The sequence below is a fragment of the Haloarcula sp. HT12 genome (assembly GCF_055271655.1).
In genome coordinates, this window is record NZ_JBUXKW010000003.1 from 668,114 (window position 1) to 681,710 (window position 13,597).

The 13,597-nt window shown below is 64.2% G+C and carries 14 protein-coding genes; 8 read left to right on the forward strand and 6 right to left on the reverse strand.

The genetic code is table 11. The annotated features are described in order from the left end of the window. The first annotated feature begins 46 nt into the window (after window positions 1-46). The 5 genes from ACY9XZ_RS13020 to ACY9XZ_RS13040 all read left to right on the forward strand — a co-directional run bounded on the left by ACY9XZ_RS13020 (window position 47) and on the right by ACY9XZ_RS13040 (window position 5,822). On the forward strand, window positions 47-1,978 hold the full coding sequence (locus ACY9XZ_RS13020; RefSeq protein WP_463457445.1) for a PAS domain-containing sensor histidine kinase: 1,932 nt from the start codon (window positions 47-49) through the stop codon (window positions 1,976-1,978). Then, a complete protein-coding gene (locus ACY9XZ_RS13025) occupies window positions 1,971-2,417 on the forward strand; it encodes a response regulator (protein ID WP_463457446.1) in 447 nt (148 codons plus the stop codon). The genes ACY9XZ_RS13020 and ACY9XZ_RS13025 overlap by 8 nt, the downstream gene beginning before the upstream one ends. A 2-nt stretch (window positions 2,418-2,419) precedes the next feature. Beyond that, window positions 2,420-3,493 (forward strand): sensor histidine kinase, encoded by a 1,074-nt coding sequence (locus tag ACY9XZ_RS13030; protein ID WP_463457447.1) that lies wholly within the window; start codon window positions 2,420-2,422, stop codon window positions 3,491-3,493. A gap of 95 nt (window positions 3,494-3,588) precedes the next feature. Then, window positions 3,589-5,145 carry a sensor histidine kinase gene (locus ACY9XZ_RS13035; RefSeq protein WP_463457448.1) on the forward strand — a complete coding sequence of 519 codons (1,557 nt, stop codon included), beginning with the start codon at window positions 3,589-3,591 and terminating at the stop codon, window positions 5,143-5,145. 50 nt (window positions 5,146-5,195) lie between these two features. Continuing rightward, window positions 5,196-5,822 (forward strand): METTL5 family protein, encoded by a 627-nt coding sequence (locus ACY9XZ_RS13040; protein WP_463457449.1) that lies wholly within the window; start codon window positions 5,196-5,198, stop codon window positions 5,820-5,822. Here ACY9XZ_RS13040 and ACY9XZ_RS13045 read toward each other — a convergent pair. Next, entirely contained in the window at window positions 5,819-7,477 is a 1,659-nt protein-coding gene (locus ACY9XZ_RS13045) for a rhomboid family intramembrane serine protease (protein WP_463457450.1), read from the reverse strand. The two genes, ACY9XZ_RS13040 and ACY9XZ_RS13045, sit on opposite strands and share 4 nt — an antisense overlap. A gap of 116 nt (window positions 7,478-7,593) precedes the next feature. Continuing rightward, the gene (locus ACY9XZ_RS13050; protein ID WP_463457451.1) at window positions 7,594-8,013 is read right to left on the reverse strand and encodes a DoxX family membrane protein; all 420 of its coding nucleotides are present in this window, start codon (window positions 8,011-8,013) and stop codon (window positions 7,594-7,596) included. Window positions 8,014-8,149: 136 nt separating this feature from the next. On the opposite strand from ACY9XZ_RS13050, the gene ACY9XZ_RS13055 reads away from it, so the two are divergent. Continuing rightward, window positions 8,150-8,500, forward strand: a complete 351-nt coding sequence (locus ACY9XZ_RS13055) for a winged helix-turn-helix transcriptional regulator (RefSeq protein WP_463457452.1) — start codon at window positions 8,150-8,152, stop codon at window positions 8,498-8,500. 46 nt (window positions 8,501-8,546) lie between these two features. Next, entirely contained in the window at window positions 8,547-8,873 is a 327-nt protein-coding gene (locus tag ACY9XZ_RS13060; protein ID WP_463457453.1) for a DUF5789 family protein, read from the forward strand. Window position 8,874: 1 nt separating this feature from the next. Here the strand turns inward: ACY9XZ_RS13060 and aglJ are convergent, their stop codons facing one another. Beyond that, window positions 8,875-9,945 (reverse strand): S-layer glycoprotein N-glycosyltransferase AglJ, encoded by a 1,071-nt coding sequence (gene aglJ / locus ACY9XZ_RS13065; protein ID WP_463457454.1) that lies wholly within the window; start codon window positions 9,943-9,945, stop codon window positions 8,875-8,877. A gap of 127 nt (window positions 9,946-10,072) precedes the next feature. Then, window positions 10,073-10,213, reverse strand: a complete 141-nt coding sequence (locus ACY9XZ_RS13070) for a hypothetical protein (RefSeq protein WP_463457490.1) — start codon at window positions 10,211-10,213, stop codon at window positions 10,073-10,075. 86 nt (window positions 10,214-10,299) lie between these two features. Between ACY9XZ_RS13070 and ACY9XZ_RS13075 the strand changes: the two genes are divergently transcribed. Continuing rightward, on the forward strand, window positions 10,300-11,148 hold the full coding sequence (locus ACY9XZ_RS13075) for a TrmB family transcriptional regulator (protein ID WP_463457455.1): 849 nt from the start codon (window positions 10,300-10,302) through the stop codon (window positions 11,146-11,148). On the opposite strand, the gene ACY9XZ_RS13080 is transcribed toward ACY9XZ_RS13075, so the two are convergent. Together ACY9XZ_RS13080 and ACY9XZ_RS13085 are read right to left on the reverse strand one after the other, a co-directional pair. Beyond that, on the reverse strand, window positions 11,139-12,593 hold the full coding sequence (locus tag ACY9XZ_RS13080; protein ID WP_463457456.1) for a sulfatase: 1,455 nt from the start codon (window positions 12,591-12,593) through the stop codon (window positions 11,139-11,141). The genes ACY9XZ_RS13075 and ACY9XZ_RS13080 overlap by 10 nt on opposite strands. Before the next feature lie 2 nt (window positions 12,594-12,595). Next, the gene (locus ACY9XZ_RS13085; RefSeq protein ID WP_463457457.1) at window positions 12,596-13,576 is read right to left on the reverse strand and encodes an alkaline phosphatase family protein; all 981 of its coding nucleotides are present in this window, start codon (window positions 13,574-13,576) and stop codon (window positions 12,596-12,598) included. Window positions 13,577-13,597 lie beyond the last annotated feature (21 nt).

Consider the following 13,597-nt stretch of genomic DNA (forward strand, 5'->3'; position numbering starts at 1 on the left):
ATAACAAGGGGCGTACTGTCTTGTAGCGCGGGCGCCGATACGGGCTATGGCTTCTACAGAGGACGCCGCTATCTATCAGGACGTTTTTGCGGCGAGTCCGGACCCGATTATGATCCACGACGCCGACACCGGAACCGTCGTCCAGGCCAACCAGGCCGCGGGCGCGCTCCTGGGGTGTGCCCCGGACGACATCGTCGGGATGCACGTCGGCGAGTTCAGTCCGCCGGGGTTCTCCACAGCGGACGCAAACGACCTGATAGCCGAGGCGGCCACCTCGGGGTCGGTACAGGTCGAATGGGCGACAGAGAGACCCGATGGGACGGACCAACTGGTCGAGGTAACACTCAAGCGAGCGACGCTCGGTGACGAGCTTCGTGTCGTGGCGTTCGTTCACGATGTGACCGGCATCCGCGAGCGGGAACGGAAGCACGCGGAGCAAAGCGAACAGCTCCACACCCTAATGGGGAATCTCCCTGTCGTGGTGTTTACGCTCGATCCCGACGGCACGTTCACGTACTCGGCCGGGAAAGGCCTCGACGGGCTCGGGCTGGAACCCGGCGAACTCGAAGGCGCGTCGGTGTTCGAGGCCTACAGCGAGTATCCGGACATCATCAGCGCCGTGGAACTGGCCCTCGACGGCGAGGAGGTCCGCGTGACCCAGGAGATAGACGACCTCGTCTTCGAGACGTGGTATCGGCCAGTGTTCGACGACAGCGGCCAGCTCAAACAGGTCGTCAGCGTGGCCAGGGATATCACCGACCTCAAGCGCCGCGAGGAACGCGTCAAGGCACTCAGCGACGCGACGAACGAACTACTGTACAGTCGCACGGAGACCGCGGCCGCGGACACAGTCGTACAGATCGCACAGCGCATTGTCGACCAGCCACTCGCTGCGATCTGGTCCTACGACAGCGGCGACGACACGCTCTATCCCATCGGTGCGACGGCGATGGCGGCCGACTTGGCCGGAGTGAACACGCCGGCGGACCTGCCGCCGATGGGACCGGACAGCGACGAGAACCGTCTCTTCCACGACGGCGATCCGACCGTTATCGAGGACTATCAAGCACTGTCGAACCCGTCAGCGCCGTCGATGCCGATACGGACGCTCCTGTGTCTCCCCCTCGACGGCCATGGGATGCTGTGTATCGGGTCCGAAACTGTGTCGTCGTTCGACGGCGACGAGCGGTTCCTGCTGGAGATTCTCGCGAGCACGGCGGCCGCCGCGCTGGAGCGGATCGAGCGGGAGACGCGGCTCAAGTCCAAACAGACGGAACTGGAGCGCTCGAACGAGGCGCTCCAGCAGTTCGCCTACATCGCCTCCCACGACCTGCAGGAACCGCTCCGGATGGTCTCGAGCTACGTCGACCTGCTCGACAGCGAGTACGGCGACGAACTCGACGAGGAGGCCGCCGAGTACATGGCCTTCGCGGTCGACGGTGCCCACCGGATGCAGGAGATGGTCAATGCCTTGCTGCGGTACTCCCGTGTCGAGACGAACGCGGGCGCCTTCGAGGAGACGGACGCGGACGCGGTCCTCGACCGGACGCTGGACGCCTTGCAGATGCGTATCGAGGAGGTCGACGCGACCGTCACGGCGGAGTCACTGCCACCCGTCGAGGCCGACCCGAACCAGGTCGGGCAGGTGTTCCAGAACCTGCTGGAAAACGCCATCGAGTACGCCGCGGAGGCCGGTATCGAACCCCGTATCGAGGTCAGCGCGGCGGAAGACGACGACGTGGTGACGTTCACTGTCTCGGACAACGGGCCGGGGATTCCGGCGGCAGATCACGACGAGGTGTTCGACATCTTCCACCGCGCCGGGGCCCACGACACGGCGGGCACCGGCATCGGGCTGGCCGTCTGCCAGCGGATCGTCCTGCGCCACGACGGGCGCATCTGGGTGGAACCGTCCGACGACGGCGCGACGTTCAAGTTTACGCTGCCCGCGGTGACGGAGGTGAGCGGCGATGACTGACTCAGAGGAGGGCCGGCCGGTCGAGATTCTGCTGGCGGAGGATAACCCCGGGGATGTCAAACTGACAGAGAAGGCCCTGGAGAAAGGAAAGGTGCTGAACAACCTTCACGTCGTCAACGACGGCGTCGAGGCACTGGCGTTCCTCCGTCAGGAAGGCGAGTACGCCGACGTACCGCGGCCCGATCTGTTGTTGCTCGACCTCAACATGCCGCGCAAAGGGGGTCAGGAGGTGCTCGAAGCGATGAAAGGCGACGAGTCGCTCCGACGGATTCCGGTCGTTGTTCTGACCAGTTCCGAAGCGGAAGAGGATATCATCGAATCGTACGACCTCCACGCGAACGCCTACCTGACGAAGCCAGTCGACTTCGACGGGTTCGTCGACATCGTGAGTAGCGTCGAGGAGTTCTTCCTCACGGTGGTCAAGCGGCCGCCGAAATAACGATGACCGAGACGGTACATCTCGATGTGCTCCTCATCGAGGACAACCCGGGCGACGCCCGCCTCGTCGAGCACCACCTGAACTCGCCGGCTGTGGCGCATTTCGTCGACGACGTGACGGTTTCCCACGTCGAGTCGCTGGCCCCGGTCGCCGATCATTCCGGGGCGGCGTACGACGTGGTGTTGCTGGACCTCGGGCTCCCAGAGTCCACGGGGCTTGCGACGCTGGACCGGGCGACCGAGATGGTTGACGGCGTGCCGATTATCGTCCTCACGGGGATGCAGGACCGGGAGGTAGCTATCGAAGCGATCAACCGGGGCGCACAGGACTACCTGCCGAAAGAGGACTTGGATGGTGACCGGCTCGTGAGAGCGCTCCGGTACGCCGTCGTCAGGAGCCGCCAGCAGCGTGCTATTCAGCGCCAGACCGACCAGATGGACTTCTTCAACAGCATCCTGCAGCACGACATCCTCAACGGAATGAACGTCATCCGTGCGCGGGGCGAACTCCTCGAAGACACGCTCGACAGCGAGGAACGCGAGTACGCTTCGACCATCGTCAAGTGGAGCGACGACCTCATCGACCTTACCGAGAAGGTCCGGTCGGTACTCGAGACGGTCACTGACGAGGGCGGGCGGGACCACGAGCACCGCGAGCTACAGACCGTCCTCGCCGCCGCGGCGGACCGCGCCCGGTCGGTCAGCGACGACTGTACCATTTCCATCGAGCCACAGGCGGTCACTGTCGTCGCTGACGAGTTGCTCGATGACGTGTTCGGGAACCTCTTTCTCAACGCCGTCGAACACGCTGGAGCGGACGTAACGATCGAGGTGTCGACGACGGTTGAGGAGGGCACCGTGACCGTCTGCTTGGCGGACGACGGGGATGGGATTCAGGACAGCGAGGCCCGGCGCATCTTCGAGCGTGGCGAGAAGGGTTCCGAGTCCGGGGGGACTGGTTTCGGGCTCTACTTCGTGGACACGATGGTCCGGAGTTACGGCGGCGACATCTGGGTCGAGGACAGCGACCTCGGCGGTGCTGCCTTCTATATTGAACTCCCACAGGCAACGCTCTAGGCGCAGTCGGCTGTCCGCCAAGCGGTAGTCCGTTGCGTTTCAATTCCTGAGAAAGAGACCAAATATTCAATCTTCGGGGGAGCGAGTGACCTGCTATGGATGATCCGCTGGACGACACCGAGGGTAGCGGTTCGACAGAACAGGATCGCTATCTCGCGGCTATGCGGGAACTCACTGCGGCGATGGCGGCCAGCGGAGACTCGTTTCGGGAGCGCGTCGAGCCGGTCCTGGCCGTCGGTCGGGAGCATCTGGGGTTTCCGAACGGCCACATCGCTATCGTCACGGGTGAGGAACACAGAATCGTCGCCAGCAGCGGCCTGGAATCGACGATCGTCCCCGGCTCGGAGACACCGCTTTCCGAGACGTACTGTAGGCACACCCTCGACGAACCCGGGATTCACGTCGTCACCGACGCGAGCGAGTCGATGGCCACTGACCCCGCCTACGAACGGTTCGGGCTACAGGCGTACGTCGGCACGACACTGCGGGCGGACGGGTCGGAATACGGCACGCTGTGTTTCGTCAACGACGACGAGGCGATTGCGGAGTTCTCGGACTGGCAACAGACGCTGTTCGAGCATCTCACCCAGTGGGTCGAGGCGGAGATCGAACGCGAGCAAGCGGTGGATACGCGCAAGCAGAGCCAGCGGCTGCTGGAAGCGACGTTCAACTCACCGGAGACGTTCATCGGCATCCTCGACGCCGAGGGGAACCTCATCAAAGCAAACGAAACAGCACTCGGGTTCATCGATGCTGATGAGGCCGTCCTCGGAGAACCGTTCTGGGAAACGCCCTGGTGGAACCACGACGAGACGGTCGCACGCCGCTGTCAGGATGCCGTCGAGCGAGCGGGAACCGGCGAGATGGTCCGGTTCGAGGCCGAACACATCGGTGCAAACGGCAAGCGCATCGCTACGTCAGTCGTCGCAAGGCCAGTGGTGAGCGATGGCACCGTTGAGAAAATAATCGTCGAAGGGACGGACGTCACGGACCTTAAACGCCGCGAAGAGCAGATAGAGTTCTTCAACAGCATTCTCAGACACGACATCCTCAACGGGATGACAGTCATCGAAGCGCGCGCAGAGACGCTTGCAGACACACTCGACGAGACACAGGCGACCTACGCCGAGACGATCCTGGACTGGAGTCGGGATATCGTCGACCTCACACAGAAGGTCCGGAGCGTCCTGAGCACGATGTCGGGCGACGGATTGACCGAGCCGGAGACGATTGAACTGGCTCCAGTCATCGAAGGGGCGGTGAACAAGGCAGCTTCGATGGATGCGGACTGTACAATCGAGACAGCCATCCACGACGACATCGCGGTCGTGGCCGACGACCTCCTCGACGATGTTGTCGGGAACATCTTGACGAACGCCGTCGAGCACGGCGGCCCGGGCCCCACAATCGAGGTGACAACGGAACTCGTCGGCCCGATGGTTCGCCTGCACATCGCGGACGACGGACCCGGGATACCGCCCGCGGAGCGCGACGCGATCTTCGAGAAGGGTGAGCGCGGAACCGAATCAACGGGGACCGGATTCGGGCTCTACTTCGTCTCTGTGATGGTCGAGAGCTACGGCGGCGATATCTGGGTCGAGGAGAGCGATCTCGGCGGCAGCGAGTTCGTCGTCGAACTCCCGGAGAAATAACTACTGGGCATTTCCAAACGTTTTTGAATGAATCCAGTGTATCTCTGATAATGCCCACAAAGAGTGCACTCGCCCAGCAACTCGCTGTTGTCGCCGGGTTCGACAACCCACGGGCCAGTCTCGAACAGTACCGGACACCACCGGATCTGGCGGCGCATCTGGTCCATACCGCGGACCTCCAGGGCGACATCCAGGGGCGGACGGTCGTCGACCTCGGCTGTGGGACCGGGATGCTGGCGCTGGGTGCGGCACTGCGGTCACCGGCCCGTGTCGTCGGACTGGATATCGACCCCGCGCCGCTGTCGACGGCGCGGAAGAACGAGCGGAAGGTCGGGTCGACGACATCGGTGTCGTGGGTCCGGGCCGACGCCACTGCGGCTCCGTTGTGTCCCCCTGTCGACGAGACGACTGTCGTCATGAACCCACCCTTCGGTGCCCAGTCGGACAACGAACACGCCGACCGTCGGTTCCTCGAAACCGCCGCGGCCATCGCGGGGGTCTCGTACTCGATTCACAACGAGGGGAGCCAGTCGTTCGTCGAGTCCTTCGCCGCCGACAACGGCGGCGAGGTGACCCACGCCTTCGAGACGGAGTTCGACCTGCCGCGACAGTTCGAGTTCCACGAATCGGACCGGCAGGCGATTACCGCGGAAGTGTACCGCATCGACTGGACCTAATTCTCCGAGACTTTCTGGCGGCGTTCCGCGATCTTGACGCGAGTACCGTCGGTCCGTGCGTAGAGCCGCGAACGGTTCCGCTCGAAGGTCAGCCCGCCGATTCGCGTCCGCGTCATGTTCGCCGGGAGCGGTGCCTGGCCGACCGTGTCGTTCCCCCGGGTCACGACCACGTCGAACCCGTTGTCACGGGCCGCTACTGTCACGTTCCGCCCGTCGAGGATCACGTCCGCCGTCGACGGCTCCGAGGTGTAAACTGTCCGGGACTGTCCGGCGTCGCGTCTGAGCCGGACCCGGTAGACGCTATCGTTGCCAAGCACCGACCAGTCCGTTCGGTTCGCGTACACCGACTCGCGCCAGGTCGGGCCGCCGACGGTGACCCGCGCCTGGCCGTTGACAGCGAGCCGGCCCGGCTGGACGGCGGCGATCCAGACCTCCCGCTGTGCGCTGGCGACGATGACGCCGCTGGCGTTGACGCTCGTCCCACCTCGCTGTGTGGGGACCCAGATGTTCTCAAAGTACGCGTTGGGCACGTCTTCGTCGTAGGTCACCACGTAATCTCTCACCTCGACGCCGTTTTCGGGGAGCTGGTCCTCCTGCAGGTCGACGACGTTTGTCGGAACCGCCGCGAGGCTCAGCGCGCTCAGGACGACGAGCAGGACCAGCACGGCTACCGAGGCCGGCCGGCGGTCGAATCCCGGCCGGAACTCCCGGTCGGATCCGACGGTCGCCGCGGCGACGACGAGCGCGAGGACGAACACCAGTGCCGTCCCGACCCAGCGGAACAGCCGAAACCGGCCGCCGCCGAGCGGCAGATACACTGCCCAGAGTCCCTGCGCAACGGCGAACACGAGCGCCGCAAAGAACACCAGAAGCGTGTTGGGCCGTTCGTCTCGGTACCACAGCAGCGCGAGGGCGATGATGACGCCGGCCAGAATGCCGATTGCATGCCCCTGGATGGCGATGTTGGACCACCACGGCGTCACGAAGCGGGTCTGGCCCGAAGCCGTCGACACCGGGTAGCGAAGCGCCGAATACAGGAGGTCGAGCACGCGGTTCCCGAGCAACGCGCCGAGAAACAGCGTCGGCCGCGTCACGAGCGCGAACCCCGCAACGGCGAACACGACGCCGGAAAAGCCCACGACCGGCCCGATGGCGAACACCGCGGAGAACACGCCGACGACGAACATGACGACGGGAACGGCCAGAATCCGAGCGAAGGGGTTCGTCCGCAGCGACGTGAACGTCTGGATGCCCCGCTTGCGGGGGTAGTGCCCCCAGACGTACTCCGCGACCGTCCCGTACACCAGCGTTCCCATGAGGTTGCCCGTGATGTGTCCCTGGCTGCCGTGGGTGAACGCGCCGGTGAGCATCCCGAACGGGTAGAAGTACGACCACGTCCGGAACGGCGTGACAAGCGGGTTCCGCGGGTGCCACCACGCGCCCTGCAGGAACAGATACACCGACAGCACGCCGGCAATCGTCAGCAGCGTTCCCCACGGAACGCCGAGGAAGAAGCGTTCGCGTAAGACAGCCCCCGGTCGCGCATCCGAGAAGCGGCGGACGGCAGCGAGAACCCCGAGAACCACGACGAGGACAACCGCTTCCTGCCACGGGAGCCAGCCCGGCACGGTCGGCGTCGGCAGCGACTGCATCATTCACGCACAGTTCGGGTACGGGACGGCTTATGGATGGCGGCAGGTGTCACTCTCGAACAGTGACGGGCGGAACGCGGGCCGGCCGCAGACAACCCGACTGTGATAGACTCGGGACCTCAGAAGAGAGTCATGCCGACGCTGTACGGCCACGACGTGCCGGCCACTGCAAGCAGCGCCAGTGCGCCCCCGGCGAGAGCGATGTTCTTGAGGAACTGCGTCATCTCGTCTTGCACCTGGTCGTCCGGAACCGCCCAGAAGTTGTGCATCAGGACGGCGGATGCGACGAGGAACGTCGCCAGCGCCCCGGCCGCGATGACGGGGTACGCACCGAGGATGAGGAGCACACCACTGACGAGGAGCAGCCCGCCGCTCCCGTAGACCGACGCCGCGGGTGCCGGGAGTCCCTTCGCCTCCGCGTAGGGAGTCATCTGCCCGGCGTTCTGGAAGTGGTTCAGGCCCATGAAGGCGAGGACCCCGCCGAACAGGAGCCGGCCCAGCAGGAACAGTTCGGCCGCCCCGGCGGACTCGAACGCCATCAGGCGCTCACCGCCGGAGTAGGGATGGTTTCGCTGTGAGACTGTCGAACCGCGATTAGTAGTTTCATTACGTTACTTGGTTCGTATCCGAACCTATTTGTACGTTCCCGGACAAAGAAGATACCAGGTAGCACCGATGTCATCTGAAGTATTCCCCGCAGCGGACGAAAAAGAGGAGAGCGGGCCGTGTGCCGTCATCGAGTCGCTGGAACAGATCGGATCGCGCTGGCGGCTGGTCGTCCTTCACGAGCTCCAGAACGGCGAACAGCGATTCAACGAACTCAAACGCGCCACCGACGCCAGTTCGCGCACCCTCTCGCGGGTCCTCGACGACCTGCAGGAGATGGACTTTGTCGACCGGCGGCTCGAAGAGGACGCGCCCGTCGCCACGTACTACCAGCTCACGCCCAAGGGCGAATCGCTCTGTCCGGTGTTCGACGAAATCGAGGAGTGGGCCCAGGAGTGGTTAGCCGGCTGCGAGAGCTGACCCGACAACACAGACTTTTCTATCCCCCGGCCCCATCGCTCTACCAATGGGAGTACGGCCACCAGCCGATAACAGCGACGAGCCAGACGTCATCGAGTTCGGTATCGCGGCCCTCGACGCCCGCCTGACGGACGTGGAGATCGAGTATCCCGCGACCGCGGCGGAGGTCCGGGACGCGGCCGGCCACATCACGGTTCCGTTCGACGCGTCGGGCCACTCGATGACCGTCGCCGAGGCGCTCGACGAGACGAGCGCCACGGAGTTCGACAACGAGCAGGAGCTGCTCAACGATCTCCATCCGATTTTCGAGCGCAAGCGCGAAGCCACCAGAAACAGTATTCTCTCTCAGCTGCGCGCGCTGGTCCCGTTCTGAGTTACTCGTCGGGCTGGTGCGGGGGAACCGCCGGTTCCGCCCCCGCGTCGCCGTCTTCGGCGTGGTCCGCGCCGCTATTCTCGCTCCGGTCCGTCCCGCCGACTTGCTGGTCGTCGAACACGTCCGCCGATGCGGTGGGGCTCTCCTGGGTGAGTTGAACGGCGATGTCCTCTAACCGGCGCGTCTGTTCGCGGTTCACCGCCACGAGCATGTCCGATAAGACGCCGAACATAAGGAGCTGAATTCCCAGCAGAATGGCGAACGAGCCGATAACTGCAATCACCTCGTGTGAGATACTGTTGACGACCCAGTCGTAGGCCACGTACGCGCCGAGCCCGAACCCGATGACAGTGCTCCCGAGGCCGACGCTTCCGAAGTAAAACAGCGGATTGTTGGTCTTTGCCATCTGGTACAGCGTCAGGATGATCGTCGCGCCGTCCCGGAACGGCCGGAGGTTCGTGTCGGATTCGTCGGGCCGGGGCTGGTAGGTGATCGGCACCACCGCCGTCGAGACGTTGTGTTTGACACACTCGACGGCCATCTCCGTCTCGATACCGAAGCCCGACGCCGTCAGCGAGCTCCGCTGGAAGGACTGCCGCGTGAACGCCCGATAGCCGGAGAGGATATCGGTGAGGTCCCGTCCGTGAATCGTTGCGAAGGCGCTGTTGATGATACGGTTACCGATCTGGTTGAGTTTCGTCATCGCGCCGGGTTGCATGTCCGCAAACCGGTTGCCGATGACGTGCGCGGCCTGGCCCGACAGCAGCGGTTCGAGGAGCCTGTCCGCTTCATCGGGTCGATAGGTCGCGTCGCCGTCGGCCATCAGCACGTACGGCTGCTCGATGTGGCGCGCCACCGCCTCTCTGACAGCCTGTCCCTTCCCCGAGCCGGACTGTTCGACGACCCGCGCGCCGGCTGATTCGGCGATGTCCTGTGTCCCGTCAGTCGACCCGCCGTCGATGACGAGGACGTTGTCGAAGCCCTGCTCGCGGAACCCGGACACGACCGATTCGATAGTCTCGGCCTCGTTGAATGTCGGCAACAGTATACAGACGTCGTCTCGGTCGGCCATCGACCCAACGTCGGCCACGCGGAGGCAAATAAATGCGGGTCTGGCCGCGTCCGGATTTTGTATCTGTCACCCGAAGATCGTTAGCCCGGAAGCAGCGGCAGCCGAAACTGACGGCCACAGGGCCGTCTCAGTCCTCGCGCTGCTCGCTCATGTGCTCCCAGACCTCCGTACAGCCACAGCCGTCTTCGATGTCCGCTAGGTGATCGTCTCCCTCGGTCTGCGACTGGTCCCGTTCCGCGCTCTGTGACTGCTCCATCGTGTTACTCACTCTGCGAGTAACTACTTGCCGCCACCCACTAATAGATTCGGGCAGTTTGCGAGACGTTTTACATCCCTTGCCACACATGAGCGTGTATGAGCGACCCCGCGGACGTGTTCGACCTGGTCGGGCTGACCGAATACGAGGCGACGGCGCTGGAACAGTTGCTCTCGCTCGGCCGAACGACGGCCCCGAATCTCGCGGAGGCGAGCGGCATCCCGAAGGCCCGCGTCTACGGCGTGCTGGAGTCGCTGTCCGACCGCGGCTTCATCAAAGTGATACCCGGCCGCCCCAAAGAGTATCAGCCGAAATCCCCCGGCGAAATCCTGGACCGGGCCGTCGAGAACCGCAGGCAGTCCTACGACTCCTTCGCCGCCGATATCGACTCCCACCGCGACGCCTTCCTCGCCGAGTACGAACCGCGGTTCGAACGCGCCAGCGAGGACATCTCGCCGACCGCCGAACTGTTCCACGTCGTCGACGTGGGCGAACCGAGCGAACGCGAGACGAGGCGGCTGTACGACGACGCCGTCGAGACGCTCCGAGTCATCACTAACAGCTTCGCCTACCTCGACAGCGTCGAGCGCGCATTGGCCGAGACGCTCGACCGCGGGGTCGACGTCAGCGTTCTCTTCTTGCACCCCGACGCACTCCCGGCGGAGAAGGCCGCTGTCCAGGCCGACATCGTCGACCGACTGACCGCTGAGTACCCCGCCGTCGACCTGCGGTTCAGCACGGAGAAACTCCCCTGGCGCGGCACGCTCGTCGACCCAAGTATGGACTACGACAGCGGCGAAGCGATTCTACTGGTCGAGGAGCCCGAGGTTCCGAACCACATGCGTCAGGCCGCGATTACCGACAACGGCTCGTTCGTCGCCGGGATGAAACGGTACTTCGATCTGATCTGGGAGTACGAGAGCGTCGAAACGGTCCGTCAGACGTAGCCGAGGTCCTCCAGCCGCTGGTACGTCCCGTCGTCGAGGTCGTCGAAGTCCTCGCCCGCCGTCTTGACGTCGCGTTCCGCTATCGATTCGAACGCGCGGTCGACGTGCTCGGCACCGTCGTCAGCTACTTTGTACGATGTCTGGGCGTCACGGCTGACGACCGTAGCGGCGCGGTCGCGGTTGGTACAGTACTTTATCACGTCTTCGCCGTCGTCTTCGAACACCGCGCGCGATGTTGCGGTCCAGGGCGACAGGTCGTCGACGTACGCACCGGCACGTTCCTGAAGCGGTTCGTCGAGACCGACTGCAGTAGCAAGGGCCGGCCCGTCCGGACAGAAGCCGTCCGTCTGTTGGTCGCCCTCGCGCAGTCGGTTCACGACCCGCGGAAATTCGACCAGTGACGCGGGACGGTCGACCCGATGGGATTCTGTCTGGCCCGGATAGTGCACGATGAGCGGGACGTGGAGCAGGCAGTCGTGAATCGCGACGCCGTGTTCTGCGACCCGAACCCCCGGGCGAACGTCGCTCCGCTCGCCGAAGCCCTCGCCGTGGTCGCTCGTGACGACGAGGAGGGTGTCGTCGAGTTTACCCCGCCGTTCGAGCGTCGAGACGAGCCGTTCGAGTTCCGCGTCCATCTGTCGAATCGCCCCGTCGTACAACGACTCGACCGCCTTCTTCTGCCACCACGGTCGGTGCCCGCCGTTGAAATCCCACTTCTGGTCCTCGAAGGACGACTGGAGTGACGACGCCTTCGAACCGCCCCAGTGGTCGTATTCCGGCATCGGCTCGTACGGGATGTGGGCATCCATCAGATTGAGACACGCCGCCCACGGCCCGTCCTGTCGGTCGCTCCAGTCCAGCAGCGAATCGACGTAGACGTCTGCCGGCGTCGACGCTCTGACGCTGTCCGGGAGGAATCGCTTGTAATCTGACTGGAGTTTCGTCGCCACGCCGTTTGCCAGCGACCGGAGCGGTGCATCGTCTGTCAGCGCGAGCTTGACGAACTCCGCGTACTGTCCCCGTCCCTCGTTCGAGACGAACTCGTGGGGATTGACCGCGCCCGGAAACGGGACGTTCCGCGCTCCGACGATTTCGTCGAACCCGTCCCGGAGCCCGACGTCGACGGCCGTCAGCCAGTCGTTCTCGGTGAACACGCCGGTACTGTATCCGTCTTCTCGTAACTGTGTGAAGACCGATGCAGAGGGGTCCAGTCGATGCCCAGCCGAGACGATACCGTGCTCCTCGACGTGCAGCCCGGAGAAGATGCTCGCATGGCTTGTGACGCTCCTCGCACCGGGTGCCCGCGCCTGCTCGTACAGCGTCGCCCGCTCGGCGGCGAACGAGTCCAGAAACGGCGTCGTCTCGTTGACGTGGCCGTAAGCGCTGAGGTTCTGTGCACGGACGCTGTCGAGGATAACCAGCAGGACGTTTGGATCGCCAGACATGGCTACATGTACCCGAGGTCTTCGAGGTGCTCTCTGACTTCTTCCCCCGTCTGGTCGCTGTCGCCGTCCGACGCTGTCACCTGCGGCGTCGACGTGTGATCGGTTTTGTCGAGTTCGGCTTCGATAGCCGCCCGCACATCGACGACGCTCTCGATGGAGTCGACCATGGCCGCGTCGGTCCCCGCAACCATCGCCTCATCTGTGTGGACGCCGTCCTGCAGGCCGTGGTCGCTGACCAGCAGTAGCTCGTCGTTGTCACCGAGGTCGTCCCGGACTTCACCGACGAACTCGTCGAGTTCCTCGTAGGCGCGGTCCTGCAGCGACGGCTGTTCGTACGCGACGTGGCCGATGAGGTCGAGCCCGCTCGTGTATGCAAACACCAGCTCGTGTCGCCCCCCTCTGAGCGCTCGGCGTGCGCGGGCGAGGCGAACCATCGACATTTCGAGGCACTGCTCGTAGAACAGCGCCGGGTCCGCCGACGAGTGACCGCCCTTCGCTTCGAGGTCGCGTTCGAAGAGGTCCCCGAGGTTCCGCCGGAGGCTGTGTTCGCGGTCCTCCGAGTCCGGGTCGACCACGTAGTTGGGAATACCGATGGGTGCCGCCCGCCGACCGTCAAAGACCGTCGTCAAGTCGTTGTCCTCGTAGTATGTTGCCGGAATTCGGAACGCGTCCTGTTCGGTGTTGTTCAGTAGCCACGCGCCAAGTCGCGTCTGTAGTCCCGACGGGAGCAGATAGTCCGCGGCGGCGCTTCCAAAGCGGAGGAGCGGGTTCTCCCAGGCGACGCCGTCATCGAGCGTGATCCCGTGTTCCGGTGGCGTGAGGCCGGTAATGATCGTCGGCCAGAGTTCGTGCGTGCTGGGTCCGCCCTCGACACTCCTGATCGTCTCGATAGCGTGGTGGTCAGCGAGCGTCAAGTTCGGATGCGCCGTCGAATCAACTAGCTCAGGGTCGAGTGCATCGATACCCAGCACTACGAGGACCATATCTACCACGAACCTCTCAGT